9 protein-coding genes and 1 pseudogene are annotated in these 14,913 nt (G+C 47.1%); 6 read left to right on the forward strand and 4 right to left on the reverse strand.

Annotation, left to right across the window (positions count from 1 at the left end; genetic code table 11):
• Positions 1–7: 7 nt before the first annotated feature.
• Positions 8–277 (reverse strand): YciI family protein, encoded by a 270-nt coding sequence (locus tag QT994_RS04710; RefSeq protein WP_333172179.1) that lies wholly within the window; start codon positions 275–277, stop codon positions 8–10.
• Positions 278–428: 151 nt separating this feature from the next.
• On the opposite strand from QT994_RS04710, the gene QT994_RS04715 reads away from it, so the two are divergent.
• Positions 429–1,001 carry a Uma2 family endonuclease gene (locus QT994_RS04715; RefSeq protein WP_333172181.1) on the forward strand — a complete coding sequence of 191 codons (573 nt, stop codon included), beginning with the start codon at positions 429–431 and terminating at the stop codon, positions 999–1,001.
• A 66-nt stretch (positions 1,002–1,067) separates the two neighbouring features.
• On the opposite strand, the gene pheT is transcribed toward QT994_RS04715, so the two are convergent.
• Positions 1,068–3,512 carry a phenylalanine--tRNA ligase subunit beta gene (gene pheT / locus QT994_RS04720; RefSeq protein ID WP_333172183.1) on the reverse strand — a complete coding sequence of 815 codons (2,445 nt, stop codon included), beginning with the start codon at positions 3,510–3,512 and terminating at the stop codon, positions 1,068–1,070.
• A 533-nt stretch (positions 3,513–4,045) separates the two neighbouring features.
• Between pheT and QT994_RS04725 the strand changes: the two genes are divergently transcribed.
• From QT994_RS04725 to QT994_RS04740, 4 genes are all read left to right on the forward strand, one after another.
• A complete protein-coding gene (locus QT994_RS04725; protein WP_333172185.1) occupies positions 4,046–5,677 on the forward strand; it encodes a serine/threonine-protein kinase in 1,632 nt (543 codons plus the stop codon).
• A gap of 219 nt (positions 5,678–5,896) precedes the next feature.
• The gene (locus QT994_RS04730) at positions 5,897–8,962 is read left to right on the forward strand and encodes a sensor histidine kinase (RefSeq protein WP_445243869.1); all 3,066 of its coding nucleotides are present in this window, start codon (positions 5,897–5,899) and stop codon (positions 8,960–8,962) included.
• Between the two features lie 27 nt (positions 8,963–8,989).
• The gene (locus tag QT994_RS04735) at positions 8,990–10,777 is read left to right on the forward strand and encodes a PAS domain-containing sensor histidine kinase (RefSeq protein WP_333172189.1); all 1,788 of its coding nucleotides are present in this window, start codon (positions 8,990–8,992) and stop codon (positions 10,775–10,777) included.
• A 324-nt stretch (positions 10,778–11,101) separates the two neighbouring features.
• The gene (locus QT994_RS04740) at positions 11,102–11,584 is read left to right on the forward strand and encodes a hypothetical protein (RefSeq protein ID WP_333172191.1); all 483 of its coding nucleotides are present in this window, start codon (positions 11,102–11,104) and stop codon (positions 11,582–11,584) included.
• A gap of 102 nt (positions 11,585–11,686) precedes the next feature.
• Here the strand turns inward: QT994_RS04740 and QT994_RS04745 are convergent, their stop codons facing one another.
• Positions 11,687–12,178: a WbuC family cupin fold metalloprotein gene (locus QT994_RS04745; protein ID WP_333046726.1), complete on the reverse strand. Its 492-nt coding sequence runs from the start codon at positions 12,176–12,178 to the stop codon at positions 11,687–11,689.
• A gap of 94 nt (positions 12,179–12,272) precedes the next feature.
• On the opposite strand from QT994_RS04745, the gene QT994_RS04750 reads away from it, so the two are divergent.
• Entirely contained in the window at positions 12,273–13,478 is a 1,206-nt protein-coding gene (locus tag QT994_RS04750) for a tetratricopeptide repeat protein (RefSeq protein WP_333172193.1), read from the forward strand.
• 314 nt (positions 13,479–13,792) lie between these two features.
• Here QT994_RS04750 and QT994_RS04755 read toward each other — a convergent pair.
• Positions 13,793–14,836, reverse strand: a pseudogene (locus QT994_RS04755) (SpoIIE family protein phosphatase); the annotation flags it as partial.
• Positions 14,837–14,913 lie beyond the last annotated feature (77 nt).

Below are 14,913 nucleotides of genomic sequence, written 5' to 3' on the forward strand. Positions count from 1 at the left end.
AACCCCTTCAAAAAGCTTGAATCCACTCTTTCACATCGTACTCAGTCCAAACCCCATTTACCCAATAAGGATCGGCTTCCACCAATTGTCGCACCGCCGCCTCATCTTCGGCTTCGTAAATTGCAAAAACTTTAGTTAAATCTTTTGTAGGCCCGATCGTACTTAACACACGCGATTCCTTCTGCTTAGCCAATCCGGCTAAATGAGCGTCCCGAAAGGGAGCGCGTTTTTCTAGAACATCTTCGCAGTAACTTCCCCACATCACATATTTGGTCATATTTTTGAGCTTTAGATGAATTTGTTTAAAAGTTATTGTACAATAAGAGTAAGAGGTTTTAACTAAAATTTTAAGAATAAGATTAATGAACTGCAGAGGGCGCAGAGGAAGAGGGGAAAGAGAGATGATTGTTAGATAGGAGAAGATTGCTATGACTTTATTAGACATTCGCCTGTTGACGGTTGAAGAATATCACCGGATGGCGGAAATTGGGATTCTTGACGAAGATGAACGAGTAGAATTACTGGCGGGACAGATAGTAAAGATGGCAGCCAAAGGAACAGCCCACGGTGCGGCGATTGCGCGCACGAAGATATTACTGGATAACCGTTTAGGAGAGCAGATTTTTGTGCGACTGCAAGACCCGGTTCGGCTCAATAATTACTCTGAACCAGAACCCGATATTTCTGTAGTCATACCAGATCCACTTTACTATGAAGACCACCATCCAACTCCCTCAGAAATTTATCTGATTATTGAAGTAGCCGATACTACGCTGAGAACAGATTTGGGGATAAAAGCAAATCTTTATGCTCAATCTGGAATTGCAGATTATTGGGTTTTGGATGTTAATAATCGGCAACTTCACGTTTTTCGAGAACCGAGTCAGGATGGTTATCTAAGTCAAGTGATTCTGGCGGATGATGGGAGTATTTGTCCTTTGCAATTTCCTGATATTTCCTTCGCTGTGCGGGATATGTTGCGGCCCTTGGTGTCAATTTAACGATTTTTCCCTGAGTCCGCCAAGGAATTCATTCCCTGGCGGTTTATTAGTGAGTAGGAGCCTATTTTAGCTTCTCAAACTAACGCCGAATTTTTCAACTAAAACATCGCGCACTTTTTGCTGCGCCGGTTCGACATCGCTTTCGCTTAATGTTCGATCGCCCGCGCGGTAAATTAACCGAAAAGCCAAACTCCGCTGTCCCGCCGGTACGTTGTCGCCCCGATATTCGTCGAACAGTTCCACGGAATCCAGCAAACTACCCGCCGCCTTTTTCATCGCACTCTGCATCTCAACAACCGCAACCTCTACAGGCGCGAAAAATGCAATGTCTCTGTCTGAAGCGGGGAAACTCGAATAACCCGCGAACTTGCGAGTTAAGTTGCTCGATCGCCCTAATTCACCCAACAGCACCGCTAAATCTAATTGAAACACGTAAACTTGCTCAGGCAAATCCTTTTGTTGCTGCAATTGCGGGTGCAACTGTCCAAAAACCCCTAAATGTTTCCCGTTTAACGATAACGCAGCCGTGCGGCCCGGATGCAAGCGCGTATCAGAGGAATCGCTTTGATATTCCACCGCCAAACCCAACCATTGAAACACGCTTTCCAAAACCCCCTTGGCCTCAAACCAAGTCAAAGGTCGATCGCGCCCTCCCTGCTGCCATTTCCACACAGTCGGATCGCCGCCGATAATACCCGCAACTGCATCGGCTTCCTTCATTGCATCCCCATCTTTCCAGAAAATGCGGCCGACTTCAAAACCGTTTAGCGCCCCATTTCCCTGTTCCAAATTGTACTGGAAAGCATCAATCAAACCCGACAGCATTTCTGTCCGCAAAGCCGAATACTCCACAAACAGCGGATTCGCCAGCACAACCTGATTTTCTCCCTCAGTTTTCACCAAAGAATAGTGCATCAACTCCGTCAACCCGGCCGCCCGAAAAGCCGATCGCACATTCCGAATTGCGGCATATTCCGGTGACAAATAACCGGGTTCCGTTTTGCTGGGTAAAGTATCGCAGAAATTGTCATAACCGTGCAGTCTGGCAACTTCTTCAATTAAATCTATTTCCCTTTCTAAATCGCGATAGCGGTAAGGCGGCACCGTCACATTCCAAACCCGCTCTTTTTCCGTTGGAACAACGTCGCATCCCAAGGCTGTGAGAATATTTTTTACCTCTTCCGGTTCCAGATATTTAGAACCGCCTGTTTCTCCTCTTTTCAACTGCCCCAAAACCAGATTTACTCGATCGAGACGCAATTCGAGCGATCGCGAAAAACTCAAATCATCGCCCGAACTCGCCGTTTTCTGCACCGTCGCAGTGCCTCCAGCCAACTCCAAAATTAGAGCTACAGCGCGGTTGCAAGCCGTCGTTAAAGCCGCCTGATTCACCCCCCGTTCGTAGCGGATCGATGCCTCGCTCCGCAAGCCTTGAGCGCGCGCAGAACGGCGAATCGTTGCCTGGTCAAAAATCGCGGCTTCCAGGACTAAATTTTGCGTTCCTTCGTGAACTTCCGTGTCTTCACCACCCATTACTCCAGCTAATGCAACAGGTTTGTCGCTAGCAGTAATTAACAGATTTTGTGCTTGCAAATTGCGGTTTTGTCCGTCCAAAGTTTTGAATGATTCGCCTGTTTTAGCAAAGCGGACGCCGATGCTGATATCTTGAGTACCGGTGAAAGATTGCAGGCGATCGCGATCGAAAGCGTGCAGCGGCTGGCCCCATTCCAATAAAATGTAATTAGTCACGTCAACTACATTATTAATCGGCCGCACTCCCGCCGCCTGCAACCGCTGCTGCAACCAAGCTGGAGAAGCAGCAATTTTCACACCTTCAATTGCCGTGCCGATGTAAATCGGGCATCCTTGCGGTTCCGATATTTCTACTGCCAAACCAGGACTTTCTTTGCCCTCAATCGCAACACCATTCGCTGCGGGAATTCTCAAACTCGCCCCAGTCAGCGCCGCCACTTCCCGCGCCACGCCCACCATGCTCAAAGCGTCTGCCCGGTTGGCAGTTGCTGTCAAATCTAAAATCACGTCATCTAAACCCAAAAGCGGGCGAATATCGCTGCCCAATTCGGGATTTTCTAAATCGAAAATGTGAATCCCGGCTGACTCTTTAGATAGTCCCAATTCGGCCAGAGAGCAAATCATTCCTTCGGAAGGAACGCCCCGCAATTTAGCCGGTTTAATCTTTAAATCAATAGTCGATAAATAAGTGCCCACAACCGCGACAGGCACATAAATGTCTGCCCTAGCGTTCGGTGCGCCGCAAACAATATTCAAAGCTTCTGAGGAACCCACATCCACTTGACAAACTCTCAATTTGTCTGCATTCGGATGCTGTTCGCAGGCAATGATTTTGCCCAAAACTACGCCGCTTGCCCACGGGCGGCGGTCTTCAATTTCTTCCACTTCAAACCCAGCCATTGTCAGGGTTTCGGCTAATTCTTCCGGGGATATCGCCACATCCACCAATTCCCGGAGCCACTTTAGAGATATACGCATAATTTAGTCAGTAGTTAGTTGTCAGTGCTCGGTAGTTATTAGTCAAAAGTCCGCGCCGACAGGCTACGACTTTTGAGTCCCAGAATTTATTCGGGAAAGCTTTTCTTAGCATACTAATTCAATTTTGTCAAGACTGTTATGGTACACATAAGCAAAAAGAAGGGATCTGCCCCAAGGTAGATGTCTACTGGGGGATGAGTAGCATTCTTATTCAGAGAATGAGGTATGCTAGAGACATCTAACAATGCAAAAAGCACCTAAGTTTAGAAAGACTTTACACAAAAAAGGACAACTTTAGCAAGTCTTTAAACTATCTTCAAGGATAATCAACCGAAAAAACTCAGACCAGCGAGATAATCAAAATAGGGAAAAGATATCGGCCTAAAAGACTTAGGTGCAATTCCAATTCGCCATCGAAGGCACGGCCAGCCGACAACTGATAGATTAGTATGTCTACCAGAAGTAGGAACAGGCTATTTGTGCAGTCGAGCGACGCTGACAAGATCAGAACAACATAGGCAAACTCAATCAATATGAGCTACTGCGTAAATCCGGGCTGTCCCCATCCTCAAAACCCTGCTGACTCTATTCTTCAGTGTCAGACTTGCGGTGCGCGGTTATTGCTGCGCGCTCGCTACCAAGTCATTGAACCGTTAGGACAAGGAGGTTTTGGAGCTACATTTCTGGCAAAAGACATCTCATTGCCCGGTCAACCGAGTTGTGTAGTTAAGCAACTGCGACCCAGTAGTTCGTCGCCGCGAGTTTTAGAAATGGCGCGGGAATTATTTAAGCGAGAGGCGAAAACCCTCGGCCAACTTGGCGACCACCCCCAAGTACCGAGGCTGCTAGACTATTTTGAAACGGAACAGCAATTCTACTTAGTTCAAGAGTATGTTAAAGGCTCGACTTTGAAACAAGAAGTCAAGCAGTCAGGCCGTTTCAACGAATCGGATGTTAAAAAATTTCTATTAGAAATTCTGCCAGTAGTGCAATATATCCACAGCCAAGGAGTAATTCACCGAGACATCAAACCCGCAAATATTATTCGCCGAGTTCAAGACAGCCACTTAGTTCTGATTGACTTCGGAGCGGTAAAAGACCAAGTTAGCCAAACAATATTATTAGACCCCGCCGACCAAAGCGCCAACACGAAATTTTCAGTCGGCACATTTAGTTTTGCCCCCCCGGAACAAATGGCGCTGCGGCCGATATTTGCCAGCGACATCTACGCGGTGGGCATGACTTGCTTGTACTTGCTGACAGGAAAATCGCCCAAGGATTTAGATTTTGATGGAGTAACGGGCGAAATTGTTTGGCAGCCCCACGTTCAGGTGAGTCCAAATTTTGCGCGGATTCTCGAAAAAATGCTGAAGCCGATGGTTGGGCACCGCTTCCAATCGGCAGCAGATGTCCTCAGAGCTCTCTCGGGCCAATTTGAAGACCCAAGTCTTATGGATGGCTTGGCAACTCAATTCAACGCCTCTTCTCGTACAGTTGAAGAACCGACAATATTTAATGACGAGGGTTCTTCCTGGTCACCGCCTCAGAGCAAAATCAATCAAGATTTACGATCGAACCACACCCGCGCTGGTAGAACTTCCTTCACCCAATCCGGGAACACGGGGATGCAGCCGAGAGTTTCCCGGACTCTGGCTGAGTCCGGCAGAACTTTCGGAACGGTTGGACCTTCTAGCGGCAATTTAGCAGCGTCAAAGGTATCGAAAGTTGCTCCTAAGTGGGACACCAACAGCGTGCGAGCAGCATATTTTAAAGGCAAGCGCGATTTTGCTGACTGCGAACTGTCGGGTTTGCAACTGCAAAAAGCGCAGTTAGCGGGGGGGAATTTTTATCAGGCTAGGTTGGTGAAGGCAAATTTGCAAGCAGCGGATTTGTCGGGGGCGAATTTGGGTCACGCCCGGTTAATTCAGGCGAATTTGCGAGATGCTAATTTGACTGAGGCTTATTGCAGCACTGCCAATTTTGAAGGCGCGGATTTCCGAGGTGCTGACTTGACGGGGGCTTATTTGACTAAGGCGAATTTGCGGGGAGCAAATTTGTGCGGGGCGAATCTTACGAACGCTACAGTTTCTGAGGAACAACTGGCAATGGCAAAGACCAATTGGCTGACTGTTAAGCCGGATGGTAAGCGGAGTTTTGGATTTTAATAGAAGGAAGAAGGAAGAAGGAAGAAGGAAGAAGGTAGAAGGTAGAAGGTAGAAGAAAAAATGCTCCTACTCTCCCACTCTCCCACTCTCCCACTCTCCCACTCTCCCACTCTCCCCACTCCCCACTCCCCCAGTCAGGTGAGTCGTCAGGAGGAAGTTCGATCGCCCCAAAGCCGCCTAAATTAAAAACTAGGAATGGAGGATTCGATCGCACTAAACATGAAACTGCTCAACCCCCGCACTCGAATGCTTCTGTACACCGGCATCCTGGCCCTGGCCTACTTTGTTACCGGAAAACTCGCAGCGTCGATGCTGGGACTGGTGAAAGCCGAACCCTCCCCCGTTTGGCCGCCGGCCGGTATTGCTCTAGCGGCACTGTTACTGCAAGGGCGACGGATGTGGCCGGGAATTGCCCTCGGTTCGGTGCTGTTAAACTCTACCGCCGGTATACCGTCGGCTGTCATTGTCACATCAGCCTTTAGCGTCACCCTACAAGCGCTGGCTGGAGAGGCTTTGCTGAGGGAGAGCGGATTTTCTACCAAACTCGATCGATTGCGAGATGTTCTGGCTTTAGTGGCGGGCGCTGTCATCGGGTCTACTTTCCTCGGTTCTATCCTCGGCAACTTGGGAACGTGCATTTTTGGTTGGGCTCAGTGGAGCAATTTCTCTCGCAACTGGTGGACTACGTGGCTCGGAGACGGCATGGGAATTTTGATTGTGACGCCTGTGCTGCTGACTTTGAACCACGCCGTTAATAGTTTTAAATTTCCCTTAAAACCCCGCATTATATCAATTTTTATCGCACTTTTCAACAAGCAAAATAATCAATTACTAATTGCCAATTCTCAATTATTAATTACTAATTCTAGGCACAGAATTACTGCACCTGAAAACCGCTACAATCTTGTATTTTTAATTATTAATTATTCAGAAATAGCCCTCTGGCTGACTCTATTGCTGAGTGTGAGCTGGCTGTTTTTTTGCTCAAAAACACAGGCGGCGATCGCTCAGTATCCGCTGGAGTATCTGCCTTTTCCTCTAATAGTTTGGGCCGCCCTGCGGTTTCAATCGGCGGGAGCGATTTTTGCTTATTCGATCGTCTCTTGCATCGCGATTTGGGGAGCAGTACAGGGAGGCGGCCCGTTTTTGGCCAAAAGTGATAATCTCAAACAGGCGGTTTTATTTTTACAAGCTTTTACCGGCACGATCGCCCTTGTGGCTCTGATGTTGGCCGCCGCCGTAGCAGAACGCCAGCAAGCGCTGGTGGAGGTGCGCCGCACGGCCGCCATGCTGCGCGATCGCGAAGCTAGTTTAGCCAACGCTCAGCGCATCGCTCAGTTGGGCAATTGGGATTTAAATTGCGCCGCCCTCACAGCAACTGACAACTGCGAAGAATCTGCAGAACATCATATATCCAATATCGAATTGCGGTGGTCAAACGAACTTTACCGCCTCTTAGGTTTTGCTCCTGGAACTGTCAAACCGACACCAGAAGTTTTTTTGCAAGCTGTACATCCAGAAGACCGAGAATTGGTGGCGCGATCGCAGCGCCAAGCTATGTTGGAGCGCCAAGCCTATTGCATTAACTACCGAATTGTGCTTGCAGACGGCTCCGAACGCACTGTCTGCGAACAGTCGGCCATTCAGTCAGGGGCGATCGCCGCCACAGTCCAAGACGTTACCGAACGCCACCGCGCGGAAACCGCTTTGCGGGCGTCCTCCGATCGCGATCGCTTGCTCTCAGAAATCGCCCTGCGAATTCGCAACTCCCTCGACCTCGAAGAAATTCTCAACACTACTGTTGCCGAAGTCCGGCAATTTTTCAAGGCAGACCGCGCTTTCATCGGTATTGTGGACGCGGACGGGGTAAATCTTCCTAGCCCGGTGTACGGTAAGGTTGTGGCCGAGTCTGTGGATACCCAATGCCGTTCTCTTTTCGGGTGGGTACTCGCTGACGAGAATCACCTCGAAAACCAGAAAACTTTTTATGCTAACAACCGCGTCCGAGCTATCTCCGATACTGCTAGCGTTCAACTCAGCCTTTCAATTGCCCAATTGTACAGCGACTATCAAATTCGCGCGACGTTAAATGTGCCGATCGTCCTGGGGGATGAATTGTTCGGGATCTTGGCCGTCAACCAGTGCTCCGGGCCCCGCCAGTGGCAGGAATTTGAAATTGATTTGTTAGAAAAACTCGCTACCCAAGTGGCGATCGCTCTCCAGCAAGCCCAACTTTTACAGCAGGTAAAAGCTCTCAATGCCAGCTTGGAATCTCAAGTGGAGGAACGCACCCGCCAACTACAACAAAAAATGCACGAACTGCAAGAAAGCAACCGCCTGAAAGACCTATTTTTGCACGCAGTTTCTCACAATCTCCGCACTCCTGTTATGGGAATGTTAATACTGCTGAAAAATTTGCTCAACAAATCGCCTTCTGACTCTGTACAAGATGTTCCGGTTTCTCGATCGATTTTGCAGCGGATCGTTCAAGCCAGCGAACACCAGTTGACTATGGTTAATGCGCTACTCGACGCTCACGCTAGCGAGGTCAAAGGTATTGTTATCAATACTTTACCGCTGCATTTGTCGTCTTTAGCTTCAGCCATTATTGCCGATTTAGAACCGATGCTAGCCAAAAATCAAGCAACTTTGACTCAGGAAATCCCGGCGGATTTACCACAAGTCAATGCCGATCGCCAACACCTGCAGCGCGTGCTAGAAAATCTGTTGACTAATGCTATTAAACACAATCCTCCGGGAGTCAATATAACTTTTAAAGCCGAGGTAATTGCAGTTGAAAAAAGGCTAACTTATGAAGAAAATTCACAGGCTTTAACACCGCTAAATAATCTGAGCGCCCGCTGTATCGCTAACCTCGCCTCTCCTGCGGGCGATCGTCCTAGGATGGGCGAGACCACGCAGAAAAATCAGGAAACCCTGGCCAAATTTAACCTCGACGGCAGTTGCAAAATGCCCCGCTATCAGGGTGAAATTGGCAATATCGGCAGCAAATTCCCCGGAGTCACCGTAAAAATGGTTCGCTGTACTGTAACAGATAATGGAGTGGGAATCAGCGCCAAACAGCGGGAATCTCTATTTGAACTTTACGTTCAAGACCCTAATAGCCGACAATTAACAGGGCTGGGTTTGGGATTGTACCTGTCCAAGCAAATTATCAAAGCTCACGGCGGCTTCATCGGCGTCGAAAGCACTCCCGGCGGTGGTTCGACTTTCTGGTTTTCGCTACCTGCTGTTAACTCGGACGATCGATCTTTGTCAATCTAAAATCTAAAATCTAAAATCTAAAATGGTATGAACTATTTGGGCAATGCAAAATCAGTTCAGGCGTTAACGGTTTACGAGGTGTGGCGCGATCGCTTCCTCCGAGAGCGGCTGCGCCCTGCTGTGGGAATTGCCATCTTTTTTGCCTTCACAATAACGGTCTATTTTCTGGGCGAAAGATTCTTCGCTCGCCAGGAGTTTAAAAGTGTTTATTTGTACACGAGCGCTGCTGTAGAATTGGGTTTGTTGACCTGTTTTGTGTTGCAAAAAACCTCCTTCGGACAGCGCTATCCCGGTTGGCTATTTTTGGGTTTTTCGTGGTCGCTGACGCTCGTTGTACAGCTTGGGTTAGCCGTCGCACAAGCCGGGGAAGTACCGATTTTTACCTGGACTTTAGCGTTTCTGATCCAAGCTACGCTGATGCCCGTCCGCTGGCGCCTCCACCTGATTTCTCAACTCGGCGTTTTGTGTTGCCACGTCGGGATAAATTTGGTTTTAAATCTAAGTTTTGCTAAGTATACTCCTTTTAAGTTGACCGGGTTGTACTTATATTTGTTTTGGTTTTGTTTAATATGTGACTTGTCCGTTTATTGGTACGAATGTCTGCAACGGAAAGAGTTTAGTACCAGGCGTGAGTTGGAATCTGCTTACCAGCAGTTAGAGGTGGCCGAGGCGAAGTACCGCAGCATTTTTGAGAATGCGGGCGAGGGAATTTTTCAAAGCACTCCCGATGGCCGTTATATTACTGCAAATCCAGCTTTGGCGCGGATTTACGGCTGCGATTCCCCGGAAGAAGTGACGGAAAAGTTTACTGATATTGAGCGGCAGTTGTACGTCGATCCAGCTCGCAGAAATGAGTTTTTGCGAGCGATCGAGGAAAGCGGCACAGTATCGGATTTTGAATCTAAAATTTACCGATCAGACGGCAGTATTGTCTGGATTTCTGAGAAGGCGCGGGCGGTACGGGACAGCAGCGGCGCCGTGCTTTATTATGAGGGTTTAATTGAGGATATCACGCAGCGCAAACAGGCACAAGAATCGCTGCGGCTGTTTATCCACGCTCTTTCTCACGACTTGCGAAACCCGGTGGCGGGAATGTTAATGGTGCTGAAAAATTGGCAGACGAAACCTGGGGATGCCATCGCAATTCCCCGTTCTATTTTGGAGCGGATGATTCAAGGTAGCGAGCAGCAATTGCGCTTGATAAATTCGCTGTTGGAAGTTCACGCCGGGGAATTACGCGGTTTGGTTTTGCATTGCGAGCGGGTTGATTTGAGGGCGATAGTTGAAGCTGCTGCTACCGATTTGGAGCCTTTAATAAATGAGGGTAAAGCTACTTTTAAAAATTTGGTTCCGGATGATTTGCCAGCCGTGAAGGCTGACAAGACTCAGTTATGGCGCGTCTTATCTAATTTAATTGCTAATGCTTTGAAACACAATCTACCCGGGCTGAATTTAACAGTTTCGGCGAAAGTAATTAAGGCGGATAAATTAATTATAAATCCAAGCACAGCAAAACCAGACATCGACAAATTACCGATTACAAATCCCCAGTCCCCAATCCCCAATCCCGGAACTAGGATGATTTACTGTACCGTGGAAGATGACGGGGCGGGAATATTGCCGGAACAGTGTGAACATCTTTTTGACCTTTACGTTAGGGGTGAGCAATCCCGACACTCCGTCGGTTTGGGTTTGGGTCTATATCTTTGTCGGCAAATTATTGTTGCTCATGGCGGCACAATAGGGGTAATTAGCACTCCTGGTGCTGGGGCAAGTTTTTGGTTTACTTTGCCGCTGGCTGAGAATTCCCGGTGATTTTTTTGTATGTTTAATTACATTTTATCTAGCAATCGTGCCAGATATTTAGAACGTTATTAATTGCTGAAACCCTTGCGAAATATGCTTCTTCCTTCTTTCTTCTTGCGGCGGCTATACTTGTGTTGTGCCGTCGCAGGTGGCTTTTTGAGTGGGTTCAAGCCAAATTAGTCGATCGGACTATTTCGAGTGGACTATTGATATTAATTTAAAACCGTGGTATAGTTACCCAAATGTTTTTCAATGAAAAATAAATTTTCGATCTTCACATTTTCTTTAGAAACATCATTTAATCTAGAAAATCTCTAAAACTAGATAAAAAGTATGCAATTTATGTTTGTAGAGCAAAGCTCAGAAAATACAGCTAAAGACGATGCAGCTAAATATAACGAGCGGTCGTTATCAACTTTAATTAGGACGCTCCGTCTTTCCCAAGGTTACTTTTCTTTCGTTTTAGTCAACTGCAACTCCCTGGCTTTGCGGCAGCAAATAGTCGATCGGCTGCAAGTAAATTGTCCCGTGAAACCGCAGCAACTGTTTTTGCCCAAATCGGCGACAACTCTCTACAGGACAATCGCAGCAGAAATAGACGGGGAACAGCCTCCAGCTTTAATGCTTCTCGGTTTGGAATCAGTGGAGACGATCGATCGATTGCTCGTTTCTACCAACCTACTATGCAGCGAATTCAGCAAAACATTTTCGTTTCCCCTCGTCTTTTGGGTGACGGATGAACTTCTGAGAAAAATCATTCGCACCGCCCCGGATTTATACAATCGGATGACGACAATTAGATTCATCAGTCCTTAGTAATCAGTAGATCGATGTTAGATTTTAGATTTTAGATTTTAGATTTTAGGTTTTTAACAGTCAACAGTCACCCGCCAACAGCCAACAGTCAACAGTCAACAGTCAAGTGTTAAATTCCGCTTCCCAAATCAGGACTAATTCTCGGGCCGCCGCAGTTCCCTCAGCAGGAAAACCTGCCAAAAAGTCTTTATCCGCCCCCACGTCGTAAGGCCCTTCCTTAAACTCCAAAATCACAGTATCCTGTGTCAAAGCTACTAACGTGTGAATAGTGCCCTCTGGCAGTTCGACAGCGCGAGTCGGGCCGGCCGCGCTGACTCGCAACGATCGCAGGATTTGACCGTTTTCGTTCAAAATAATAATACCGACTTCTCCTTGAATCACGGCAAAAAACTCAAAACCGTTAACTGTCGGCGGGCGCAGGTGTCGGTGAGGGCGGACGTAAGTGCCTGGTTGGAGTACGTTGACAAACCGCTGCACTTTTTCAGACAAATCGTGGAAATTGTAGTTTTGTCGCTGGCGGGGATTGCGGCGGGAGGAAGCGGCAACCTCGTCTAGCAATTCTTGCGTCAGCAATTTGATCGGAGGGGACTGCACAACAGATATCCTGTATTTAATAGTTTTTGAACAAATGGGCTAGTCTGGGATCATCGTTATCAGCATCTCTTGACACATGGAAATCGCAACTCAGGTGCTTATCACTAAGGCAATGCGTTTGTCAAGTATCTTTAGAAAAAGTATTAGCCCGATCGCCCTTTCGACTATTCTAGTCTGCGCCAGTAGCGTTTCTGCCTCTGAACCGACGGCGCCACTGTTGGTTCAGCAGCAATTCTCACAGCAGCAAGTTAAAGAAGAAATTCGCGATCGAGTTCAAGAAGAAGTTGACATTGCTTTCGGGCGCACGGCGGTACTGCTTAACGGGCTGATAATTGCCCTAACTTTGTTTCCGACAGCAGTCGGAGTCGGGGTTTGGTTTCTGTGGAGCAAATTGTCCAAGCAGACAACTATTGCCCGCCAAGAAATTGAAAGTCTCCATTACGATACAATCTCTCAATTAAAACTATTAATTTCGGACGCTGAAACTATCTTAGGCGAAATTCAACAGCAAAGTCACCCGGCAGAGGCAGAAACAGACCTTTTATTCCCCGATGCCCAAATTCAAGAATTTGCTCCGGTTAACTATGGCAATTACCAAAAGTTATTGACGGCCGGCGACTATGCTAAACAGGGAGATGCTTGTTTTTTTGAAAACCGTTATCAAGATGCGATCGCAGCTTACGATCAGGCCCTGCAAATTCAGCCGGATTTAGCCGATACTTGGAATAACCGGGGAGTAGTGCTCACAAGAATGCAGCGGTATCCAGAGGCGATCGCCTCTTACGAACAAGCTACTACAATTCGTCCGAATTATCCCGACGCTTGGAACAATCGAGGCGTGGTATTGTTGGAGTTGCAGAAGTACCAGGAGGCGATCGGCTGTTACGAACAGGCAATTCAAGCCAAACCCGATTATGCCGATGCTTGGAACAACCGAGGCGTTGCTTTTTCCAAAATGCAGGAGTACGAACAAGCAGTAATTTCTTACAATCAAGCCCTACAAATTAAAAATGATTATACTGACGCTTGGAACAATCGAGGCGTTGCACTCTCCAAATTGCAACAATACGAAGCGGCGATCGCGTCCTACGACAATGCTGCTAAAATTCGACCTGACTTTTACAGAATTTGGTACAATAAAGCCCGATGTTATGCCCTACAAGGTAAAATTGAATTAGCCATTGAAAATTTAAAGCGCGCCCTCAATCTCAATCCGAATGTGTGTAAAGAGTTGGCAAAAAGTGAAGCTGATTTGGAGAAGATTCGCGAACACGACGCATTCAAGCAGTTGATTAATTGATCGGAACTCAGTAGATGAGTGGGAAAATACCTACAGCCTATTTCAGGTTTATGAAGTTTATGGACAAAGGTTTTCGCCGTTTCCCTACGGGGAGAGAAGGATAGGCGGGGGTACTTCATAAACGTGGAATCTGCTTTAAGTAGTCAAAAGCGAGTCAAACGAAGCTATTGGCTTTCGGTTCGGGCAGTTGTAGATTCGGTTATAAGCTAATCCGCATTTAAATTGCATAGTAAAATAAATTTTTCCTCTTGTGGGGTGGGCATCCTGCCCGCCCTTAACATACAAATTAAATGCACAACAGCTTACAGCAAGGTTTATTGGTGCCTACCTACTGACTTCTGTTTGATTATTACCAAAGTAATGTCATCAAATACTTTTTGCTCCCCGATGTATCGCCGCACCTCGTCAATAACAGCTTGCTTGATTTCTATTGCTGACTGTTTCCTATTAAGGACAACAACTTCAATCAATGGCTCGATACCGTATTGAGATTTCTTCATATCCAAAGCTTCGGTAATTCCATCTGTGTAGAGTACGACAACATCGCCCGAATTCAACTGTATTTCAGTAGAAGCAATGAAATCAGTAATATCTGCTTCCAAGGCGATGGGAAAGCCTAACTCCATGGTATCAATCCGCTCTACTTCGCCGCTGGAACGCACGACAATCACCTCTTCGTGCTGTCCGCTCAAGCGCAGGATGTTGTCCTCCCGATATTCCAGCAAAGAAAGGCTCATACTTTTACCGCAATCCATGCGCTCTACGTTGTCAAAAAGCGTTTGGTTGACTGTCTGCAATAATTTAACTGGGTTGGTTTCATTGTGAACCAACAAAGTGCGAATTGCTGTTTGCGCCATAATCATTAACACGCCGCTTTCTAAACCGTGTCCTGTCACGTCGCCGATGCCAATTGTGGCTTTACCGCCGTGATTTAGTACGTCGTAGTAGTCACCGCCAACTTCATCAGCCGGTTCCATGAATCCAGCTATTTCTAGCCCTTCTATTGACTCTAATTCCTGCTGTTTAGGCAAAATCATTTGTTGCAGGCGGCGGGTTACGTCTAGTTCGGCACTCATGCGAAGGTTTTCTACTTCTAGGCGTTCGTTCAAAACCAATATTTCTTTATTAGCTTGGGCTAATTGTGCGGTGCGTTCTTCTACTTTTTGCTCTAGGGTTTGATAAAGTTGGGCATTTTCTAGGGAAATAGCAGCTTGGGCAGAAATTATGCTCAATACTGCTAATCTGTCTGCTGTAAAAGCGCCAGTTGCGAGATTGTTTTCTAGATACAAAATGCCGATGAGTTTGCCTTGATTGAGGATGGGGGCGCACAAAACAGATTTGGGTTGATTAATTGCAATAGACCTCTTGCGAAAGTCTCAGGCGATCTCTAATTTAGTCTTTAAAGAAAGTTCATAATTATAAATGCCAGCGATCA

The sequence above is a fragment of the Microcoleus sp. S13_B4 genome (assembly GCF_036700885.1).
In the GTDB taxonomy this organism is placed as follows: Bacteria; Cyanobacteriota; Cyanobacteriia; order Cyanobacteriales; family Microcoleaceae; genus Microcoleus.